We start from the raw sequence: 19,276 nt of genomic DNA on the forward strand, positions 1-19,276 counted from the left end.
ATGAGCATCCTTTCCGCAAACAAAGTGAAATTGAACGCATCCGTCAACGACAAATACGAGGCGATCCGACTGGCCGGCCGGCTGCTGGTCGAAGCGGGCCACGTAGAGCCGGCTTACGTCGACAGCATGATCGAACGCGAGAACTCGCTGTCCACCTATATGGGAGGCGGGCTCGCCATCCCGCACGGTACGAGCGAATCCAAGGGCACGATCAAATCTACGGGCCTGTCGATCGTCCAGCTGCCGGCCGGCGTCGACTTCGGCGATGGCGAGAAAGCGCATCTGGTCATCGGTATCGCTGCGGTAGGCGACGACCACCTGGACATTTTGACGAACGTGGCGATGATCTGCTCGGACGACGAGAACATGGAGCGAATTCTCGCGGCCAATACCCCCGCCGAGATGATCGAAATCTTCGAGAGCGGTGCGGAGGAATGAAGGCCCTGCATTTCGGCGCAGGCAACATCGGACGGGGCTTCATCGGACTGCTGTTGTCACGCTCGGGCTACGAAGTTATATTTTCCGACGTAAACAAGACGCTGGTCGACGCGCTTCGCGAGCGTGGCGAATACACGGTGACATTGGCCGACGACGAACAGGAGCAGATTCGGGTGACGGGCGTGACGGCGATTGACGGCACCGACCTTGCGGCCGTCGCCTCCGCGGTGGCCGAGGCCGAGCTGGTCACGACCGCCGTCGGGGTGAACATTTTGAAGCATATCGCTCCGGGTATCGCGCGCGGCATCGAGCGCCGCATCGCCGCGAGCGCAGCCCCGCTCCACCTGATCGCCTGCGAGAACGCGATCGGCGGCAGCGCCCAGCTCAAAGCGCATGTATATGCGCTGTTGGACGAGGAGACGCGCTTAAAGGCCGACGCCATGTGCGCCTTCCCGAACGCGGCGGTGGACCGGATCGTGCCGATCCAGCACAACGCGGATCCCCTTGCGGTGACGGTGGAGCCTTTCTACGAATGGGCGGTCGACGCGTCCGTTATGTTCCCGGATTTCAAACGCGTCGAAGGCGTACATTACGTAAACGACTTAACGCCGTATATCGAGCGCAAGCTATTCACCGTGAATACGGGGCACGCATCGGCTGCTTATCTCGGCAATCTGAAAGGGTACGGGACGATTCAACAGGCGATGGCCGACGAGGAGCTGGTGAGCGAAGTGCGCGCGGTGCTGGACGAGACGGGCGCCGTCGTCGTCCGCAAACACGGCTTCGATCCGGAGGCGCATCGCCATTATATCGATACGATCCTCGGCCGCTTCCGCAATCCGCATCTGACCGACGAGATCGCGCGCGTCGGCCGGTCGCCGATCCGCAAGCTGTCGCCGAACGACCGTCTTGTCAGTCCCGCGCTGCAGGCGCTGGAGCAGGGCACCCGGCCCGTGGCCCTCGCCAAGGTCATGGCGGCGGCGCTGCGCTTCGACTACACGGACGACCCGGAGTCGGTCGAGCTGCAGCGATCGCTGCAGGAGAAGGGCGTCCCGGCGACGCTGACGGCCTATACGTCTTTGCAGCCGGAGCATCCGCTGCACCGGCTCGCGATGGATCAATACGAAGCGCTGTCGGCTCGTCTGCCGAGCTGACGGCTTTATATAAAAGGAGAGATGCACCATGTCCCAATTATTAACCGGCATCGCCGCTTCTCCCGGCATCGCCATCGCCAGGGCGTTCCGGTACGCGCATAACGCGGCCGGGGTACCGGAGCGCGCCGAGGTCGCCGACGCATCCGCAGAGGCGGGACGCTTCCGCGCCGCCGTGGCGCGGGCGAAGACGGAGATCGACGCGATCCGCGAATCGACGGAGCGCAGGCTCGGCGCCGCGAAGGCGGAAATTTTCGAAGCGCATCTGATGCTGCTCGACGATCCCGATCTCGTGGACGCCGTCCTTGAGCAGATCGACAATGAATCGGTGAACGCCGAATACGCGCTACACGAAGTAACGGGCATGATCGTCGAGATGCTGCGCGGCATGGACAGCGAGATGCTTCGCGAGCGGGCGACGGACGTGCTGGACGTCTCCGGCCGGGTCATGAGCCATCTGCAGGGCAGGACGTACGCCGCTTTGTCCGGCATCGCGGAGGAGACGATCATCGTGGCGCAGGACCTGACGCCGTCCGATACCGCGCAGCTCGACCTGGACTACGTGCGAGGCTTCGTCACCGAGATCGGCAGCCGTACGTCGCATTCCGCCATCATGGCGCGCTCGCTGGAGCTGCCCGCGATCGTCGGGGCCGGCAAGTCCGCGGCCGACGTACCGGACGGGACGACGATCATCCTCGACGCGACGGAGGGACGGATCGTCGTCGATCCGAGCGAGGAGGAGCTTGCGGACTATCGGGCGAGAAAGGAAGCTTACGACGCGAGGGTGGCCGAGTTGAAACGGCTGGCAACCGAGCCTTCCGTATCGGCTGACGGTGCCCATGTCGAGCTGGCGGCCAACATCGGAGGCGTCGAGGACGTCGCGAAGGCGCTGGAGAACGGCGCCGACGGCGTCGGGCTTTTCCGTACCGAATTCCTGTACATGGGGCGCAATTCGCTTCCGACCGAAGAAGAACAGTACGAGACCTACCGCCACGTGCTGGCTAAAATGGACGGCAAACGCGTCGTCATCCGCACGCTCGACATCGGCGGCGACAAGGAGCTGCCCTACCTGTCGCTGCCCAAGGAGAGCAATCCGTTCCTCGGCCTGCGGGCGGTCCGCTTCTGCTTGAGCCGCGAGGATGTGTTCCGCACGCAGCTGCGCGCGCTGCTCCGCGCGAGCACGGCGGGGAAGCTGAATATTATGTTCCCGATGATCGCCGTTGCCGGCGAGCTGCGACAGGCCAAGGCCATCCTGGCCGAGGAGCGCGCCAAGCTCGAAAGCGAGGGCATCCCGGTAGCTGCGGATATTGAGGTCGGCATCATGATCGAGATTCCGGCTGCCGCGCTGAACGCGGACTACTTGGCCAAGGAAGTCGACTTTTTCAGCATCGGCACGAACGATTTGATCCAATACACGATGGCGGCGGACCGCATGAACGATGCCGTCTCGTACTTGTATCAGCCGTATCACCCATCCATCCTTCGGCTCGTCCGCATGGTCATCCGGGCCGCGGAGCGCGAGGGCAAGTGGACCGGCATGTGCGGGGAAATGGCGGGCGATCTCACGGCGATCCCGCTGCTGCTCGGCCTCGGCCTCGGCGAGTTCAGCATGAGCGCGTCGTCCGTGCTGCCGGCACGCGAGCTCATTGGGCGGCTGTCCAAGCAAGAATGGGCGCGGCTCGCCGACGAGGCGCTGCAGCTCGGTACCCAAGAGGAAGTCAAACAATTCGTAGAACAAAGGAGTCATGCCTAATGCTTTCCGAAACCTTTACCGTCATCCATCCGTCCGGCTTCCATGCCCGTCCGACGAAGATTTTCGTCCACGCGGCGACGCAATTCAACTGCAAGGTGAACCTGATCAAGGGATCTAAAAAGGTCAACGGCAAGAGCTCGCTCGGCTTGCTCTCGCTCGGCCTCGCCAAGGGCGACGAGGTAACGCTGGAAGTCGACGGCGAGCGCGAGGACGAAGCGCTTCGCGAGCTTGGCCCGCTGCTGTCGAAGATTTACGAGGAATAAGAGAGGAAATCCTTCGCAGGTGCCTGCAAAGGGCGTCGGATCGTACGCTAAGCTAGTACTATCATGCAAAAATACATCATAGAAGGCCAGTGTAGCGGTTTTTTACGTGCTATCGCGCAAAAGTGCGCGGTAGCTCGCCTCAATAGGCCAAATCCAGCGTGTTTCGGGAGAAAATCCTGCACTTTTGCGCGATAGGCGTAACGGCGAGATGAAAGTGATAACGATCGTGCACTTTTGCGCGATAGGTGGTCTTGGGTGAACTAGAAAAGCGCGGGTTCCGGCTTTGGAACCAAGCAAGTCGTTGTCGGCCGAGGCGCCAATAAAAAAAGGCTGTTCCTTTCGATTGCATTTCGCAATCGATAGAACAGCCTTTTTTTTTAGGCTTCCATGATGATGTTCGAGTAATTGTTGTAATCGAAATTGTTGTCCGTCGCGCCGGCGATAGCGAAGATGATGATCAGCGCGATGATGACGAAGTACAGCACCGTGCCCACGATCGAGCAGATGAGTCCGGCGACGGCCATGCCGGAACCTTGTTCGCCTCGTACGCGGATCTCCTTCAGCGAGATCGCGGACACGATGATGCCGACGACGCCCAGGAAGAAGCCGATGAACGGAATGACGATCGAACCGATGCCGAGAATGAGCGCGGCTACCGACTTGCTGTTCGAGCGTGCAGGCGGCGTCAGGGGAGGACGGGCATAATCGTAGACCGGCGGGCGGAAAGAAGAGGGATGCGCCGACCCGCCGAAGTACGGTTGTTGGCCCTGGTTGGGATGCTGCGCGTAGGAGGAACCGTGCGGCGGCGGATAGTAGCCGCCTTGGTTAGGCGCGTGCGGATGGCCCGCATGCTGTGCATGCTGGTTATCCGCACGCGGCGGGTACCCGCCCTGCTGAGGCTCGGGCTGCCAGCCCTGCTGAGCCCGCGCTTGTTCATCCGGCGCGCGGTACCCGCCCTGCTGGGGCTCGGGCTGCCAGCCCTGCTGAGCCCGCGATTGCTCATCCGGCGCGCGGTACCCGCCCTGCTGAGGCTCCGGCCGCCAGCCCTGCTGAGCCCGCGCTTGTTCATCCGGCGCGTGGTACCCGCCCTGATGGGGCTCGGGCCGCCAGCCCTGCACAGATCGCGCCGGCTCATCGGCCGCGCGATACCCGCTGTCGGCCTGCGCTTCGTGCGCTCGCGCCGGCTCGCTCGCCGCGCGATCGCCCGCGGCTTCGCCGCCGCGGTCCGCCGGCTGGGCCGGCGAAGCGTCCGGCGCCGTGCCCGCATCCGGGCCAGGGGATGGATCCGTCGGTCCCGGCCCGCCCCAATTGTTGTTCGAATCGTCGGATGTCATCGCTTCGTCTCCCTTTGCGGAAAGGCTTCGATTATTAGTATTGGTAGTTGTTCAGTCCCGGCTGGACAGGCGGTTCCGCGTAAGCCGATTGGTTCAGGTCCTCGTAGAAGTGGGCGAGTCCGGTATAGAAGTACGGAACGACCCACAGCAAGCCGATGCCGAACGGAATCGCGCCGAGAATGGCCCATCCGAGGTAGCTCAGGCAAAAGACGAAGTAGCGTCCCTTGTTGCCCGCCATCATCGCTTTGCTCCGCCGGATGGCCTCAAGGCCGCCGATGCCCGGATTGTCGCGCAAGATGAAGAAGGCTTGAGAATAGCGAATGGCGGCGATGATGCCAGGTATGATAAACAGCAGCGTCCAGAGCGCCGTGAAGATGCCGACGAGCAGGTTCAAGATAAAGGCTTCCGAGAAGCGGTTGAAGCCGCTGAACAACCCGCCGATGCTCGGATTGCGCTCGCGCACGAGGTCCTGGAAGTACCCGTAAACCCCCAGCATCAGCGGTCCGGTCAATACAAGCGAAGCCACCCATCCGATCAGCGGGATTCGTTCGAGAATGCCGATCACCGTAAAGATGACGAAGTACACCAGCGCGAGCAGCACCGGCTCCGTCCATTTGCCTTGCAATGTCGATCTTGCTCGTGCCCGAAGCTCCGAACTTGTTGTCATTTGCTCAATTCCACCTTTGCGTCTCAAGTAGTGGTACAGAAGACTGTCCCCAATCCATACTGATTTTACAAGCGATGTCACATTTCGACAACCACTTTTTGGAACGAAGCCGTCCCAAACTCCCCACTATCCTATGCCGAGCTTCGCTTTCCGTATGCTTCGGCGCGGGGGCGGCTCGTCGTCCGGAATCGGCGCGCGCCCCCAGGCGTACGCCGGCAGTGCTGGATGGCGGCAACTCCATATTACCTTTTAAAAACATAAAAAAAACCGCCATCGGCGGATTTTAGGCAAATTTTAAGTAAGGGGGATCAGCGGTTGCTGATCGAAAAATAAATAGGTATCCTCGACATCTATAATATTAGATTAGCACGCCGGAAAAGAATAGTCTAGTCTTTTTTTCTGAATTTGTTATCATTTGGAATGCTCTTCCCGGGAGAGCCAATCTAACGCGGAAAAGAGGGATCCAATGACCGTGCTTTGGGTGCTGGCCAGAAGCGCGTACGAGAGCCGCCTGCAATACACGGCATCGCACGCCGTGCGTACGGTTGCCAGCGTGATTTTCGGCATGATCTATATCTCGATTTGGCAAGGAATCGGCGACCAATATGCGCTGGAGGGCTATGGCCGGGAGGGGATGGTGGCCTACATCGCGTTTAACCAGGTGATTCTGTGGCTGACCTTCACTTCGCACGGGCTTGGACTGGAGGATCGGGTCCGGACCGGCCAGATCGCGCTGGATCTTATCCGCCCCGTGCATCTTTTCGTATTCTCCGCGGGGCGGGAAGCGGGTTCGATCGCCTATAACATGTTGTTCACCGCGCTGCCTCTATATGTCCTCTACGCGCTGTTCGTCGGGCTGCCGGTTCCTTCGGATCCGGCGCTCTGGCTGCGTACGCTCGCGGCGCTCGTCATGGCCGCCTATACCGGCATCTGCATCTCCTACTGCATTGGCGTGACGGCGCTTTGGACGGTGGAGAGCCGCTGGTTCAGCCTGCTGAATTATTCGCTGAGCTTCGTGCTGTCCGGTTTCCTCATGCCGATCGCTTGGATGCCCGGTTGGCTGCAGACGATCGCGAGACTGTCGCCGTACCCGGTTTTCAACGACATCCCGACCCGTACCTATCTCGGTACCGCCGCGCCGTCAGCGCTGCTGGCGCCTCTCGCCTGGTGCGCGCTGCTCTCGCTCGCCTGCCTCGCGGCGACGTCCGCCGTACGGCGCAAGGTGGAGGTGCAAGGCGGATGAATTGGCTGCGCATCTCTTGGATGCTTTACAAGATCAACGTTCGCGCTAGGATGCAGTACCGGGTCAGTTTTCTGCTGACGACGCTGCTCGCGTCGGTCGTGACCGTCGCCGAGTTTCTCGGATTGGCGGTGGTGCTGCATGCGTTCGGCGCGATCCGCGGCTGGAACGTGTGGGAGATCGGGTACCTCTACGGCGTGCTGATGACGGCCAAGTATTTGTATCGGGGCTTCGGCTCCGCCGTGAACAACTTCGAGCCGTACCTCGTGAACGGCCAGCTGGACCAGCTGCTGCTGCGGCCGATGCCGCTCCTGTTGTCCGTGCTGACGTCGCGGACGCGAATGGTAGGCGGCGAGCTGCTTCAGAGCCTGACCGTACTTGGCGTATGCCTCGGCAAGCTGCTCGGGGACGGGACGGTCGGCTGGGCCGCGATCCCGTTGACGCTGCTGATCGTCTGTACCGGGACCGTCATCATGTTCGCAGTCGGCCTCGCGACGGCGGCGGTCGGCTTCTGGACGACGCGAACCGAGGACCTGTCCGTGCTCACCGACAATGCGTCGACGACGGCGTGCCAGCTGCCGCTAAGCCTTTTTCCCGACTGGCTCCGCACGCTGCTGCTGACCGTCGTGCCGTTCGGATTTATCAACTACGTGCCCGCGATGTTCATCGTTCGGTCCGAGTGGGGATGGTGGACGGTACCGGCTACCGCGGCAGTCGCGGCGCTATCCCTTGGTGCTGCGCTCGCCTTGTGGCGCGTCGGGGTGCGGAAGTATCAAAGTACGGGCACCTGACTTTTTCAGATGCCGTGCTATTTTCGACAAAAAGATCAAGGAGGGATCGGCATGACAACGATGCTGGAAGCCAAGGGGCTCGGCAAAACGTTCGCGACGACGCTGCCCAAGGCGGGCAGGCTCAAGGCGGTCCGTACGCTGTTCTCCCGCGAGCGCAAGATCGTGACGGCGGTCAAGGCGCTCGATATGCGAATTGAGGAGGGCGAGTTCGTCGGCTTCATCGGGCCCAACGGCGCGGGCAAGTCCACGACGATCAAGATGCTGTGCGGCATCCTGCACCCCAGCGCGGGCGAAGTCCGGATCGGCGGGCTCAGCCCGCAGCGGGACAGGCGGCGCGTGGCGAGGCGCATCGGCGTCGTATTCGGCCAGCGGTCGCAGCTGTGGTGGGATCTGCCGCTGAAGGACAGCTTCGACATTTTGGCGGCGATGTTCCGGCTCGGCGCCGCGGAGAAAGAGCGGCAGCTGGCGAAGTTGGAGGAAGTGCTGCAACTGCGGGATTTCTGGGACACGCCGGTCCGCCGGCTGTCGCTCGGGCAACGGATGCGGGGCGATCTGGCGGCGGCGCTGCTGCACGACCCTGAGCTGCTGGTGCTGGACGAACCGACGATCGGCATGGATGCGGCGGCCAAGCGGCAGATTCGGGATCATTTGCGGATGCTCAACGTACAATTCGGCAAAACGGTGCTGCTCACGACGCACGACATGGACGATATCGAGACGCTGTGCAGGCGGGTCATCGTGATCAGCCGCGGAGAGCTGCTCTACGACGGCGAGCTGGATAAGCTCCGGGAGCGGATCGGGCTGCCGACGACCGTGCGCGTGACTTATGCCGGGGCAACGAGCCTCGCGCCTGGCACGCGAATCGGAGACGGCCTGTCGGCCGCCTCCGAGGAGGTCCGCGTGGTAAACGTGCTTGAACGGGAGGCGGAGGTCAGCTTCAATCGCGAGCGGACCGGCGTCATGGAGGTGCTGCGACTGCTGTCCGCATGGGGCGAGATTGCGGACGTGCACGTCGAGGAGCCCGCGTTCGAGGAGATCGTCAGCCGGATTTATTGAAAGGCTCGTTCCCGACCGTCACCCCTGCAGCATCGGCTTCAGATCCGAGATGACCTGCGCCATCGCGGCGGACGTGCGGGTATACATGGCTTTCGCCTCCGCGTCCTTCGTCGACACGGCGAACAATTCCAGATCCGCCTCCAGCTTTTTCAGGTTGGCGAGCAGCAGCGCCTTGCCCTGCGGCGCGGGCACCTGAAGCTTGTCGTCGTACAAGTCGACGTAGAGCTGCTGGTACGCATCCACTTGCCCCAGAAACACATTGTCTACCGTAACGCCGATCTTCTCCAACTCCGTCGCCAGCCAGCCCGGACTGAGACCCGCGGTGGCGAGCGGCTCGCTCATCATTTTGCCGTCCATGATGACGACCTGCGGCTCGACCTCGTGTACCTTCGGCATGCCCATATCGCTCGGCGTGAGGGGCTGCTTTTCCTTTTTGAGCAGGACGCTGAGCTCTCCGCTCGTCTCCATGACCGCGAACTCCACATCGGCCAAGTTGAACGCGCTTTTCCCGCGCAGCTGCTCCATCAGCTCGTCCGTCGTCAGATGCTCCTTCTTTAGATTGTCCTCCATGACCTTGCCCTCTTTGATGACGACCCGGCCGCGTCCCTCGAGCAGGTGGCGCAGCCGGATGCTCTTCATGGACAGATACTCCAGCGTGAAGGGCACCGCGAACCAGACGGCGAGCGCAATGAGCCCGTGCGAATAATGAGTCTCGATATCCGTGGAGATGAAGCCGGCCAGCTCGCCAAGCGTGATGCCCAGTATATACTCGAAGAAGGTCAGCTGGGAGATCTGCTTCTTTCCAAGCAGCCGGGCCATGATGAACAGGACGATCAGCGCGCCCAGCGAGCGGAAGATGATTTGACCCCACATCGGCATGACGTTAACCCTCTTTCTCCAAAATGGAATTCGGCGCTTCCAGCGCGACCGCGTGCGCGATGCCCGGGATCGACTCGCTCTGCTGAAGGGCCAGCGGCGACATGAGCGCCCCCGTCGCGACCACGAGGATCCGGCGCAGCTCGCCCTCGCGCAGCTTCTTCAGCAGGTGGCCGTAGGTCACGACCGCGGAGCATCCGCATCCGCTGCCGCCGGCCTGCACCATTTGTTTGTCGTAGTCGTAGATCATCATGCCGCAGTCGCGGAAGCGCGTCTTGTGCATCGGGATGCGATGCTTGTGGAACAGGTCGCTGGCGAGCTCGTAGCCAACCTTCGCCAGGTCGCCCGTCACGATGAGGTCGTAGTGGTCCGGGCCGACGCCGAGATCGCGGAAGTGAGAGATGATCGTATCGACCGCGGCCGGCGCCATCGCGGCGCCCATGTTGAACGGATCCGTGATCCCCATGTCGACGACGCGGCCGATCGTGGCGGCCGCGACGCGCGGACCGTCGCCTTCGCTCGCGACGAGGACGGTGCCTGCGCCGGTCACCGTGTACTGGGCGTAAGGCGGCTTCTGCGAACCGTACTCGGTCGGATAGCGGAATTGCTTTTCGGCCGTCGAATTATGGCTGCAAGTGCCGGCCAGCACATGCTTGGCTCCGCCCGTCGAGATGAGATAAGAAGCGATCGCAAGGCTCTCCATCGAGGTGGAGCAGGCGCCGAACATGCCGATATAGGGCATCGCCAGGGTGCGCGCCGCGTAGCTGCTGCTCGTAATCTGGTTCATCAGGTCCCCGCCGATATAGAAGCTGATCTGGTCTTGCGTCATGCCCGCCTTTTGCAGCGCGATCTTGGCCGCTTCCTCCAGGTAAGTGCGCTCCGCCTTCTCCCAGCTGTCTTGGCCGACCAGCGAGTCGTCGTGCACGATGTCGAAGTCGTTTGCGAGCGGGCCGCGCCCTTCGAACGGACCGACCACGGTGCCGGACGACAAGAGGATGGGCTTGTCGCGGAACAGCCAGCTCTGATGTCCCTTCAGGATCGTCATTCGTTCACCCTCCATATCCGAAAATAAATCGCAAGAGCGCGATGATGAAAGCGGCCACCGTGCCGAACACGATGACGGAGCCCGCTAGCTTGAACATATTCGCGCCGGTGCCGAGCACGAGGCCTTCGCTGCGGTGCTCGATGGCCGCGGACGACATCGCGTTCGCGAAGCCCGTCACGGGCACGGCCGAACCGGCGCCGGCCCATTGTCCGAGCTTGTCGTAGACGCCTGCCGCGGTGAGCACGACCGAGATCGCGATCAACACGGCGACCGTCGGGGCTGCCGCTTCCTTTTGCGTCATGTCCGCGAAGTGCATGAACGCTTCCTGGATGCCTTGGCCAAGCGTGCAGATGAGACCTCCGACGACGAAGGCGCGCAGGCAGTTGAGCGCGACGGGACGCGCGGGCTGCCGCTTCAATGCGAGCTGGCGGTATTCCTGCTGGACGGGCGTCAGCTTTTTGATTTTGTTGTTCGCCATGGCGTTCGCCTCCTACTTTCGTGCAAATGACGGGCAGTATAAGTTGAGGATGCCTCGCCGGCCGGATTTTTACCCGCACGGATCAGGCGACCGCGCGTCGACCAGATGTTTACAGTTGTGAAGCGCGGCGGAGACGGGCAAAGTAGACGGGTCCCTCTGCGGGGAACATTACCGAAGAGAAAGAGGCGTAGCGTACATGACCGTAGCATCCCAAGTAAAGACCACCGTCGCATCGCTCAAGAGCGCTCAAGCGAGCCTGGAGCAATTCGCGATCGGCACGCAGAACCAGCAGGCCAAGCAGCTTTTCACCGACGCGGCTGCGCAAACCCAGCAGATCGTCGACCAGGTCGAGCAGCGCGTTCAGCAGCTGGAGCAGGAAGAGCCCCAATACAAAGGATTTTAGGATCGCCGAACACGGTTCAAGGAAAGGAGTTCCGGCAAGTCCGGGACTCCTTCTTCAATAGAAAGGGGCAAAGGTATGCGGCACGGGAAGACGTCGGCCATCATTCGCCGTATCGCGGTAAAAACAGTCGCTGTAACCATCTTGTTCGCTGCGCCCGTCTTGCTTGCAGCCGATCGCGGCGGCACTGCGGACGCGGTGGGATACGCGCCGGCCTTCAAAGGCAGAGCGTACTACGAATCCAGAGGCGAAGCGATCTGGGAGGTGCCGCTGGACGGCAAGTTCATCGCGCTGACGTTCGACGACGGCCCGGACCCGGCTGACACGCCGGCGATTTTGGATTTGCTCGCGACGTACGGAGCGCGCGCGACGTTTTTTATCACGGGCAAAAAGGCGGAGCAATACCCCGGCATCGTGCGGCGGGAAGCGATCGAAGGCCATGAGGTCGCGAACCATACATACACGCATCGGATGCTGCTGCACTGCACGGATGCGCAGATTCGCGGCGAGATCGCGATGGCCCAGAAGAGCATCGGCATGGCCGCCGGCGCGGAGCCGGTTCTTTTTCGGCCGCCCGAAGGCTTCTTTAATGCGCGGGTGCTGACGGTGGGGCGCGAAGAAGGGCTCATGACCGTACTGTGGTCATGGCATCATCCGACGGACGATTGGGCGCGCCCCGGCGTGAGCCATATCGTCAAAGGAATTCTGGCGGACGTGCGCAGCGGCGATATCGTCCTGCTGCACGACTACGTGAGCGGCAAGACGCAGACGATCGACGCGCTTCGCGTCATTTTGCCCAAGCTGACGGAGGAAGGATATCGGTTCGTGACCGTATCGGAAATGCTGCATTTGAAAAATTCGAAAACAAATATGGTAAATCGTTGACTTCCAGGTTGAGAACCATTATCATTCTTATTATGAATTGATAATGATAACGATTATCATAGACCTAACATAAAGGCGAATCCGTTCGCCGGAGGAGTGAAGATATGTCGCGGTTAAGCACGAGTCAGTTGACCCTCGCCTATGGCAGCCGGCGTATTGTGGAGAATCTGAATCTGTCCGTACCCGACGGCAAGATCACTTCTCTGGTGGGCGCGAACGGTTCCGGCAAGTCCACGATCCTGAAGTCGCTCGCGCGCATCCTGAGCCCGCAGAGCGGCGGCGTATATCTGGACGGCAAGCAGATTCACCGCCAGCCGACCAAGGAAGTGGCGAAGCAGCTCGCCATCCTGCCGCAGAACCCGACGTCGCCGGAGGGGCTGACGGTACGGGAGCTGATCTCATTCGGACGCTACCCGCACCAGCGCGGCTTCGGTACGTTGTCCGCCGAGGACAACCGCATGATCGACTGGGCGCTGCAGGCGACCGGAATGGGCGAATTCCACGACCGCGCCGTCGACCAGCTCTCCGGCGGCCAGCGTCAGCGCGCTTGGATCGCGATGGCGCTCGCGCAGGGCACCGAAGTGCTGCTGCTCGACGAGCCGACGACGTTCCTCGACATGGCGCACCAGATCGAAGTCATGAACCTGCTTGAAAAGCTGAACCGCGAGCAAAAGCGCACCATTATCATGGTCGTTCACGATCTCAACCATGCGGCGCGCTTCTCCCAGCATCTCGTCGCGCTGAAGCGCGGCACGGTGCTCTACGAAGGGCATCCCGAGGTCGTCATGACGCCGGATATGCTGCGCGACGTATTCGGCATCGATGCCGACGTGATCCCGGATCCGCGCACGGGCGCGCCGCTCTGCCTGCCCTACGGATTGGCCGAAGGCATCGGCCAAGCGCCGGCAGCAGGCCAAGCGGCCGCGGTTCGCGAAGAAGGCCGCTTGACGGCTGCGGTCGTATAGCAATCGGTTGTCGGAAGCCGCTTCCCTTGCCAGGGGAGGCGGCTTTTTTGCTGCGTTGCCGTCGTCGACATGCGGCGCCGCAACGTTGCATTCCGCGCCTACAGCTCTCGTTGTTGCGTCCGACGCCGCTGTAACGGTAGAAACTGCTCTTGCAGCAGCCCGGGACGCGTCATCCGCCACTGTAGCCGCAGAAACTGCTGTTGCAGTAGTTCGGGTCGCGTCATCCGCCACTGTAGCCGCAAAACTGCTGTTGCAGTAGTCCGGAGCGCGCCATCCGCCGCTGTAACCGCAGAAACTGTTGTTGCAGCAGGCCGCCGACGCAGTAGCGTTGCTTTTCGCGCCTACAGACCTCGCCGCCGCTTCCCCAGCCGCTGAAACCGCGCTTTTCTCGCTTGTAGCAGGCTGCCGCCGCTTCCCCAACCGCGCCTTTCACACTTCCTGTCTGGCAAGCCCGCCTTCACCTACGCCTCGCGTTGATTGTTATTCCGCGCCAGCCTCTGTAATATGGAAGGTAGCTGGAATTGAAAGCGTTTGAGGAAGAGGAGGCTCTTATCCATGGTTCATCTGCAAGACGTACGGGACAAGACGCGCCGCGTGTTGGATCAGATCGCCGCGATCGTCGTCGGCAAGCCGGACGCCGCGGAGTATGCGCTGATCGCGCTGCTGGCTTCCGGTCATATCATTCTGGAGGACGTGCCCGGCACCGGCAAGACGCTGCTTGCCAAGTCGCTCGCCCGGTCCCTCGGCTGCGCCTTCAAGCGGATCCAGTTCACGGCGGATCTGCTGCCATCGGACGTATCGGGCATTAACTTTTATAATCAGCGGGTTGGCGTCTTCGAACTGAGAAAGGGTCCGGTCTTCACGAACATTCTGCTGGCCGACGAGCTGAACCGGGCGACGCCCCGCACGCAGTCGAGCTTGCTGGAGAGCATGGAGGAACGCCAGGTGACGATCGACGGCGAGACCTATCCGCTCGAGCGGCCTTTCCTCGTCATCGCCACGCAAAATCCGGTTGAGAGCCACGGCACGTTCCCGCTCCCCGAGGCGCAGCTCGACCGCTTCATGCTGCGGATCCCGATGGGCTATCCCGCCGTAGGAGAGGAAGCGGAGATTCTGCGCCGGTTCATGGACGGCGATCCGTTGGCGTCGGCCGAGCCGGTCCTCGCGCTGAAAGAAGTCGTGCAGCTTCAGGGAGCGCTCCAAAAGGTACGCTGCCACGACGACGTGCTGCAATATCTGCTCGCGATCGTCTCCGCCACGCGGGACAGCGAAGACACGGCCGTCGGCGCGAGTCCGCGCGCGAGCCTTCAGTTCATGCGGGCGGCACAGGCGAGGGCGCTGCTTCGCGGGCGCGACTTCGTCCTGCCCGAGGACGTGAAGGCGCTCGCCGTTCCCGTGCTTGCCCATCGGCTGGTCCTTCACGACCCGCTGGCGGGCAGCGGCCGGGCCGAAGCGATCGTGCGCGAGATCGTGAACAAGACCGCGGTGCCTGCCGAGCAGGACGCGGTATACGCATAGACCATGCCGATCATTAAACTGCTCGTCGTTGTCGCCGTCCTCGCGATGGCGCAGCGAATGCTGTTCGGTTGGATCGGGCTACGCAAGATCCGTTACGAACGTAGGTTCAGCGTGCCTCGGGCGTTCGCGGGGGACCGGATCTGGCTGGAGGAGCGGCTCGTCAATGCCAAGTGGCTGCCGGTCCCGTGGCTGCGTGCCGAGACGCAGATGCCTGCCGCGCTAAGATTCGGCAAGGAGACGTCGGATCTTGCGGTCAGCGTCGGGCAGACCCTGCAGAACCATGCGAGCTTGTTCACGCTGGGGCCCTACACGAAGCTCGTGCGGCGTCATGAGGTGACCTGCTTGCAGCGGGGGCGATATCGGATTCAGACGCTGACGATAACGCACGGGGATCTATTGGGCATGACGAGCGGGGCGCTTCAGGTCGATTCGGACTGTGCGGTTATCGTGTATCCGAAGCTGCTAGGCGCCAGGGAGCTCCCTCGTGCGGCGCGCGAATGGATGCACAGCGCGCTCAGCTCGCCGGACGCTTTTCGCGAGGATCACTACCATACGGCGGGCGTCAGAGCCTATCGGGGCGGAGACGCCATGAAGCAGGTGAATTGGAACGCCACCGCCAAAACCGGCGAATTGCTCGTCAACCGCAGGGAGACGATGGTGGGCGGCGACGTGACCGTGCTGCTCAACGCGGAGCTCGCCGACGCTTCGACGAATAGGCGGCTCCCGCATGAGCAGTTCGAGGAAGCGGTCAGCATCGCCGCATCCGTCGCCAAGCAGGCGCTCGACAGCGGGGGCCGGGCGGGACTGATCTTCAACGGCCGCGTGCAGGGCGACGAGTCGGTCCCCCTGCGAATCGAGCCTGGGCGAGGCCGCAGCCAGCTTTACGCCATGCTCGAAGCGATGACCGGCTTCGAGCCCGTCGTTCGGCTGGAGCTGGGCTACCTGCTCGGCGATTTGATCCAGGGGCGGATGCGCGGAGCGAATCTGCTGCTGATCACCGCCTTCCTGACGCCTAAGCAGGAGCTGGCCGTACGGAAGCTGCGACAGGCGGGCAATCGGGTGGAGGTCATGCTGCTGTACAAGGATAGGCAGGCTTCGCGTCAAGCGGCGGGAGGGATGTCATGAAGCTCATCCTCCGCGGTTTCGCTGATGCTTTGGCCTTTTATCCGCTCCTGTTGGCGCTCCATGCGCAGGCCGGGCTCGCCTTCCCTACGGTCGGCTGGATCGCTCTCGCCTGGCTGAGCGCCGCGATCGGGCGAACGCTGCCCGAGATGCTGCGCGGCAAGCTGCCGGCGTCGCTCGTCCACCTCGCGCTGATCGCGGCCTCAACCGCCGCCGCAAGCGCAGCAAACTGGCGGCTGATAGGGCTCGTACTGCCGCTCGGCATCCTGTCATGGATCGCCCGGCTCGACTGGGCGCGCACCGTTCGCTGCTCCGTCGCGGTCGGACTCCACGCGCTCGTCCTCGCGGCCGCATCGCCGCTCGGCATCGCAGCCGGAGCGAAGCCGCTGCTGCTCGCAGCTGGCATGGTTTGGCTGGCTGCGGCATTTTATTTTGTGCAGGCCAAGTCGCTGGCCGAAGCCGGTCTACACGCCGGCCTGGTCACGAGGCGGCTTGCCGTCGCGGGCAAGCGGTACCTCGCGTTGTGGGGCGTTATCGTCGTGCTGGTCTTCCTCCCGTTCGCGGGATTGCCGATCTGGCCGCAGGTCGCGCGCCTCCTTCGCTGGCTGTTCTCGCTCGTGCCGGCAGGCGAGCCCGCGCCGGAGCCGACGCCCCAGCCCGTGCAGTCCGCGCAGCCGCCGGCATTCCCGCCGCAGGAGGGAGGAACGGGGCGGCTCTGGATCTGGCTCGAATATGCGCTCTACGTCGTGCTCGCGGCGCTGGCGCTTGTCGTCGTCTATCGCCTGGCGCGGCGATATTTGCTGAACGCCGTCTGGTGGCGGCGCATCGCGGATCGCGTTACGGCTTGGTACGACAAGCTTCTCGCAGGGCGGCGCGCGGCCGAGACGGATCTCGGCTACACCGAAGAGCGCGAGAGCCTGCTGCAGGGGGAAAAGCTGCTTGGCAGACTGTTCGCGCGGAATCGGCCGAAGGCGAGACGCACGCTTCGTCGCGAGGAATGGACGGCGATGCCCGCGGAGAAACGGGTCAGAAGCTTGTATGCAGCGGTTCTCGCCGAGGCCATCAAAGAAGGATACGCGCACCGGGAATCGCTGACGCCGTCCGAGACGATCGGGGCGATCGAAAAGTGGCGCGGGTTGAACGAAGCTCCTCCTTCGGGCCGCGCGCCGGAGACGGCGTCCCGCGGGTGGCTGGCGAAAATGTCCCGGCCGCTCGGCGAGCTTTACGGCAGGGCCCGCTACGGCGGCCGGGTGAAGCCCGAGGAAGCCGACCGTCTCGGCGCGGAATTTCCTTGGAAAACATGACGAAAAAAAGGGCTTAGGCGCAGAACGCCTAAGCCCCTTTTTTTCGATCCTCTTTTTACGCAACGCCTGTTTCAAGCTCCTGAGGGGACGGGTACAACCTTAGTAACCTCTCCATTCACTCCATGCAGCAGCAAAGACCCGCTTGGGGGCGGGTCTTTGCCTAAGCTATTCCACTTCAGCCGAGTTTACACGTGGTCGATCGCCACGGACGTGTAAGTGTCGGAGTCCATTACGCGGCGGGCGCCCAGATAGCGCTTCGCGTAATACTTTTCATCCAGATCCGAGATCGTGACACCCTTCGAAGCCGAGTGCGCAAACTTGTTGTCCCCGACGTAGATGCCGACATGGGACACGCCTTTGCCGCTCGTGTTGAAGAATACGAGGTCTCCCGGACGAAGATCGTCGCGAGCGACCTTACTGCCCATGGCGTATTGGCCTTTGGACGAGTGAGGCAGCTTGACGTCGAACTTCTTGAAGACATAAGCCGTGAATCCGGAGCAATCGAAGCCGCTCGTCGTCGTGCCGCCGTAATCGTAATCGATGCCGATCAGCTTGGAGACGGCCGAGTCAAGCTTGGAAGCTGCGGATGCGCTGCCCATCTGGAAAGCCAGAAGGCAGGTTAATGCAAGAATGAGGACTGTAACTTTACGCAAAACGAGAAGCTCCTTCCAAGTGCCTACGAGGTTAGCTGGAGGGTTCGGTTGAAGGTTCCCTATGGCTTCTGCGCGAGGCAAAGCCAATTCACCCGGTAAAGACTGGTTCCCCCGTTTCCCAGTGCGCGGGAATTCGGCAGTTTTCGCACCTTAGCTTTAGAAATTCGATTTTTAGGCCCCAACTCCTGCTCCTTTAAGATTAGAATTCCTTAATGTCCCAAAAGAAAAGGAATATGCTGGCGACGTCGCAGAACCCAAGCGCGGCAAGGGATTCGGGCTGCGGACCGACGAGAGGCCAAGCCTATGAATAAATGAGAAAGATTAAGAGGACGCAAGTCTTCGACACGGCTGCGGTCGCTAGAGTATGATCGTAGTCTATGCAGCGCTCTCGTACGATATTAATAACATTCGCAAAATAGGCGACGCCCGGATCACCTGACGGTGAGCCGAACGTCGCCTATTTCCGATTTATAGGTCCGATCAAGTCGCATTTCTCGAACGCCTGTCAAGCATCTTCGCGCTGCCACAGCCGATGCTGGCAGGCTGCCGTCCAGAGCGCGATCATTGACCTGGCGAGGTGGAACGCCTGGTTCAGCGCGATCGCGAGCAAGCCGGTCCAGATCAATGCGGCGCCCGATACCGCGGCGGAGCCGAGCAGGGAGAGCAGCGGCAGCAGGATCGTCACGCCGAGCAAGGGGAGCAGGCGGCGAGCCGATCGAAGCGCGCCTTGCCAAGGGCTGTCTCCGGCGGCGGCGCTGAACTGCATGAACAAAAAGGGGAGGTGCACGGCCAGCATCCAGAGCGCCCAACCCGCAGCGTAAGGGAGCATTTGCCCGAGCCAGGACATGGCGTTGGGCACTTCCAGGTAAGCGCTCCTCCCGAACGGGATCAGCCAGAACGCGGGGGCCAAGGCAATCAGCTTCTCGGCGCCGTAGAGCAGCGACACCTTTTTCCACGAACGCCGGATGCCCTGCAGCACTTGGGTGCCGCCCTGATCCTCGGCATAGGCGAAGGAGTAATAAAGCCCCGCGTTCAGGATCGGCGTGAGCAGCATGCGAAGAAGGAGCATGCCGGCCAGCATGAGCAGCGTATGGTCGGCAAGATTCGTCTTGAGGAGGCGGAACTGGGCTTCGATGGCGAACAACTGCTTGGCCGCCTCGCCGAGCGGATGCTCGTCCGGATACCGAACCAGGATCGGAGTCACGACCGCGTCGATAAACCGGTAGAGGAAAAACCCCCACAGCAGGCGATATAGGAACAAGGCGACGAGCACGTATTTGTGCCGCTTGGTCGTCTCCCAGCCTTGCCGGATCGCGTCGTTCATGTCGGGTCCCCCT

At 62.1% G+C, this 19,276-nt stretch carries 20 protein-coding genes and 1 riboswitch; of the genes, 13 read left to right on the plus strand and 7 right to left on the minus strand.

What is annotated here, in order from left to right; genetic code table 11:
- The 4 genes from BM235_RS28315 to BM235_RS28330 are packed head-to-tail and all read left to right on the plus strand — an operon-like array spanning nt 1 to nt 3,605.
- On the plus strand, nt 1-438 hold the full coding sequence (locus BM235_RS28315) for a PTS mannitol transporter subunit IIA (protein WP_090117627.1): 438 nt from the start codon (nt 1-3) through the stop codon (nt 436-438).
- Nucleotides 435-1,592, plus strand: a complete 1,158-nt coding sequence (locus BM235_RS28320) for a mannitol-1-phosphate 5-dehydrogenase (protein WP_090117628.1) — start codon at nt 435-437, stop codon at nt 1,590-1,592. The genes BM235_RS28315 and BM235_RS28320 overlap by 4 nt, the downstream gene beginning before the upstream one ends.
- Before the next feature lie 28 nt (nt 1,593-1,620).
- Nucleotides 1,621-3,342 carry a phosphoenolpyruvate--protein phosphotransferase gene (gene ptsP / locus BM235_RS28325; RefSeq protein ID WP_090117629.1) on the plus strand — a complete coding sequence of 574 codons (1,722 nt, stop codon included), beginning with the start codon at nt 1,621-1,623 and terminating at the stop codon, nt 3,340-3,342.
- On the plus strand, nt 3,342-3,605 hold the full coding sequence (locus BM235_RS28330) for an HPr family phosphocarrier protein (protein WP_090117630.1): 264 nt from the start codon (nt 3,342-3,344) through the stop codon (nt 3,603-3,605). The genes ptsP and BM235_RS28330 overlap by 1 nt, the downstream gene beginning before the upstream one ends.
- Nucleotides 3,606-3,982: 377 nt before the next feature.
- On the opposite strand, the gene BM235_RS32390 is transcribed toward BM235_RS28330, so the two are convergent.
- Together BM235_RS32390 and BM235_RS28340 are read right to left on the minus strand one after the other, a co-directional pair.
- Nucleotides 3,983-4,939, minus strand: a complete 957-nt coding sequence (locus tag BM235_RS32390) for a DUF4190 domain-containing protein (RefSeq protein ID WP_199408956.1) — start codon at nt 4,937-4,939, stop codon at nt 3,983-3,985.
- Between the two features lie 34 nt (nt 4,940-4,973).
- Nucleotides 4,974-5,606 carry a DUF975 family protein gene (locus BM235_RS28340; RefSeq protein ID WP_090117631.1) on the minus strand — a complete coding sequence of 211 codons (633 nt, stop codon included), beginning with the start codon at nt 5,604-5,606 and terminating at the stop codon, nt 4,974-4,976.
- 466 nt (nt 5,607-6,072) lie between these two features.
- On the opposite strand from BM235_RS28340, the gene BM235_RS28345 reads away from it, so the two are divergent.
- The 3 genes from BM235_RS28345 to BM235_RS28355 are packed head-to-tail and all read left to right on the plus strand — an operon-like array spanning nt 6,073 to nt 8,693.
- Nucleotides 6,073-6,849 (plus strand): ABC transporter permease, encoded by a 777-nt coding sequence (locus BM235_RS28345; RefSeq protein WP_090117632.1) that lies wholly within the window; start codon nt 6,073-6,075, stop codon nt 6,847-6,849.
- Nucleotides 6,846-7,637 (plus strand): ABC transporter permease, encoded by a 792-nt coding sequence (locus BM235_RS28350; protein WP_090117633.1) that lies wholly within the window; start codon nt 6,846-6,848, stop codon nt 7,635-7,637. The genes BM235_RS28345 and BM235_RS28350 overlap by 4 nt, the downstream gene beginning before the upstream one ends.
- Before the next feature lie 60 nt (nt 7,638-7,697).
- Entirely contained in the window at nt 7,698-8,693 is a 996-nt protein-coding gene (locus BM235_RS28355) for an ABC transporter ATP-binding protein (protein WP_090117676.1), read from the plus strand.
- Between the two features lie 18 nt (nt 8,694-8,711).
- On the opposite strand, the gene BM235_RS28360 is transcribed toward BM235_RS28355, so the two are convergent.
- The 3 genes from BM235_RS28360 to spoVAC are packed head-to-tail and all read right to left on the minus strand — an operon-like array spanning nt 8,712 to nt 11,092.
- On the minus strand, nt 8,712-9,572 hold the full coding sequence (locus BM235_RS28360; RefSeq protein WP_090117634.1) for a DUF421 domain-containing protein: 861 nt from the start codon (nt 9,570-9,572) through the stop codon (nt 8,712-8,714).
- Between the two features lie 4 nt (nt 9,573-9,576).
- Nucleotides 9,577-10,608: a stage V sporulation protein AD gene (spoVAD, locus tag BM235_RS28365; RefSeq protein ID WP_177244301.1), complete on the minus strand. Its 1,032-nt coding sequence runs from the start codon at nt 10,606-10,608 to the stop codon at nt 9,577-9,579.
- Between the two features lie 10 nt (nt 10,609-10,618).
- Entirely contained in the window at nt 10,619-11,092 is a 474-nt protein-coding gene (spoVAC, locus tag BM235_RS28370; RefSeq protein ID WP_090117636.1) for a stage V sporulation protein AC, read from the minus strand.
- 196 nt (nt 11,093-11,288) lie between these two features.
- Here spoVAC and BM235_RS28375 point away from each other — a divergent pair, with 196 nt between their 5' ends.
- The 6 genes from BM235_RS28375 to BM235_RS28400 all read left to right on the plus strand — a co-directional run bounded on the left by BM235_RS28375 (nt 11,289) and on the right by BM235_RS28400 (nt 17,286).
- Complete coding sequence (locus BM235_RS28375; RefSeq protein WP_090117637.1) at nt 11,289-11,495, plus strand: DUF1657 domain-containing protein; 207 nt, start codon at nt 11,289-11,291, stop codon at nt 11,493-11,495.
- Nucleotides 11,496-11,570: 75 nt separating this feature from the next.
- The gene (locus BM235_RS28380; protein WP_090117638.1) at nt 11,571-12,377 is read left to right on the plus strand and encodes a polysaccharide deacetylase family protein; all 807 of its coding nucleotides are present in this window, start codon (nt 11,571-11,573) and stop codon (nt 12,375-12,377) included.
- Between the two features lie 104 nt (nt 12,378-12,481).
- Entirely contained in the window at nt 12,482-13,342 is an 861-nt protein-coding gene (locus BM235_RS28385; RefSeq protein WP_090117639.1) for an ABC transporter ATP-binding protein, read from the plus strand.
- A gap of 555 nt (nt 13,343-13,897) precedes the next feature.
- Nucleotides 13,898-14,860 (plus strand): AAA family ATPase, encoded by a 963-nt coding sequence (locus BM235_RS28390; protein ID WP_090117640.1) that lies wholly within the window; start codon nt 13,898-13,900, stop codon nt 14,858-14,860.
- Between the two features lie 3 nt (nt 14,861-14,863).
- Nucleotides 14,864-15,985 carry a DUF58 domain-containing protein gene (locus tag BM235_RS28395; protein ID WP_090117641.1) on the plus strand — a complete coding sequence of 374 codons (1,122 nt, stop codon included), beginning with the start codon at nt 14,864-14,866 and terminating at the stop codon, nt 15,983-15,985.
- On the plus strand, nt 15,982-17,286 hold the full coding sequence (locus tag BM235_RS28400; protein ID WP_090117642.1) for a hypothetical protein: 1,305 nt from the start codon (nt 15,982-15,984) through the stop codon (nt 17,284-17,286). Before BM235_RS28395 ends, BM235_RS28400 begins: the two co-directional genes overlap by 4 nt.
- Before the next feature lie 185 nt (nt 17,287-17,471).
- On the opposite strand, the gene BM235_RS28405 is transcribed toward BM235_RS28400, so the two are convergent.
- A complete protein-coding gene (locus tag BM235_RS28405) occupies nt 17,472-17,939 on the minus strand; it encodes a C40 family peptidase (RefSeq protein WP_090117643.1) in 468 nt (155 codons plus the stop codon).
- 5 nt (nt 17,940-17,944) lie between these two features.
- Nucleotides 17,945-18,088, minus strand: a riboswitch (cyclic di-AMP (ydaO/yuaA leader).
- 356 nt (nt 18,089-18,444) lie between these two features.
- Nucleotides 18,445-19,263: a hypothetical protein gene (locus tag BM235_RS28410; RefSeq protein ID WP_090117644.1), complete on the minus strand. Its 819-nt coding sequence runs from the start codon at nt 19,261-19,263 to the stop codon at nt 18,445-18,447.
- Between the last annotated feature and the right edge of the window lie 13 nt (nt 19,264-19,276).

The organism is Cohnella sp. OV330 (assembly GCF_900112065.1).
GTDB lineage: Bacteria > Bacillota > Bacilli > Paenibacillales > Paenibacillaceae > Cohnella.

Bases quoted from the DNA above. Each gene is read 5' to 3' on its own strand.
- BM235_RS28315 (WP_090117627.1), top strand. From the start codon at position 1: ATGAGCATCCTTTCCGCAAACAAAGTGAAATTGAACGCATCCGTCAAC.
- BM235_RS28320 (WP_090117628.1), top strand. From the start codon at position 435: ATGAAGGCCCTGCATTTCGGCGCAGGCAACATCGGACGGGGCTTCATC.
- ptsP (WP_090117629.1), top strand. From the start codon at position 1,621: ATGTCCCAATTATTAACCGGCATCGCCGCTTCTCCCGGCATCGCCATC.
- BM235_RS28330 (WP_090117630.1), top strand. From the start codon at position 3,342: ATGCTTTCCGAAACCTTTACCGTCATCCATCCGTCCGGCTTCCATGCC.
- BM235_RS32390 (WP_199408956.1), bottom strand. From the start codon at position 4,939: ATGACATCCGACGATTCGAACAACAATTGGGGCGGGCCGGGACCGACG.
- BM235_RS28340 (WP_090117631.1), bottom strand. From the start codon at position 5,606: ATGACAACAAGTTCGGAGCTTCGGGCACGAGCAAGATCGACATTGCAA.
- BM235_RS28345 (WP_090117632.1), top strand. From the start codon at position 6,073: ATGACCGTGCTTTGGGTGCTGGCCAGAAGCGCGTACGAGAGCCGCCTG.
- BM235_RS28350 (WP_090117633.1), top strand. From the start codon at position 6,846: ATGAATTGGCTGCGCATCTCTTGGATGCTTTACAAGATCAACGTTCGC.
- BM235_RS28355 (WP_090117676.1), top strand. From the start codon at position 7,698: ATGCTGGAAGCCAAGGGGCTCGGCAAAACGTTCGCGACGACGCTGCCC.
- BM235_RS28360 (WP_090117634.1), bottom strand. From the start codon at position 9,572: ATGCCGATGTGGGGTCAAATCATCTTCCGCTCGCTGGGCGCGCTGATC.
- spoVAC (WP_090117636.1), bottom strand. From the start codon at position 11,092: ATGGCGAACAACAAAATCAAAAAGCTGACGCCCGTCCAGCAGGAATAC.
- BM235_RS28375 (WP_090117637.1), top strand. From the start codon at position 11,289: ATGACCGTAGCATCCCAAGTAAAGACCACCGTCGCATCGCTCAAGAGC.
- BM235_RS28380 (WP_090117638.1), top strand. From the start codon at position 11,571: ATGCGGCACGGGAAGACGTCGGCCATCATTCGCCGTATCGCGGTAAAA.
- BM235_RS28385 (WP_090117639.1), top strand. From the start codon at position 12,482: ATGTCGCGGTTAAGCACGAGTCAGTTGACCCTCGCCTATGGCAGCCGG.
- BM235_RS28390 (WP_090117640.1), top strand. From the start codon at position 13,898: ATGGTTCATCTGCAAGACGTACGGGACAAGACGCGCCGCGTGTTGGAT.
- BM235_RS28395 (WP_090117641.1), top strand. From the start codon at position 14,864: ATGCCGATCATTAAACTGCTCGTCGTTGTCGCCGTCCTCGCGATGGCG.
- BM235_RS28400 (WP_090117642.1), top strand. From the start codon at position 15,982: ATGAAGCTCATCCTCCGCGGTTTCGCTGATGCTTTGGCCTTTTATCCG.
- BM235_RS28410 (WP_090117644.1), bottom strand. From the start codon at position 19,263: ATGAACGACGCGATCCGGCAAGGCTGGGAGACGACCAAGCGGCACAAA.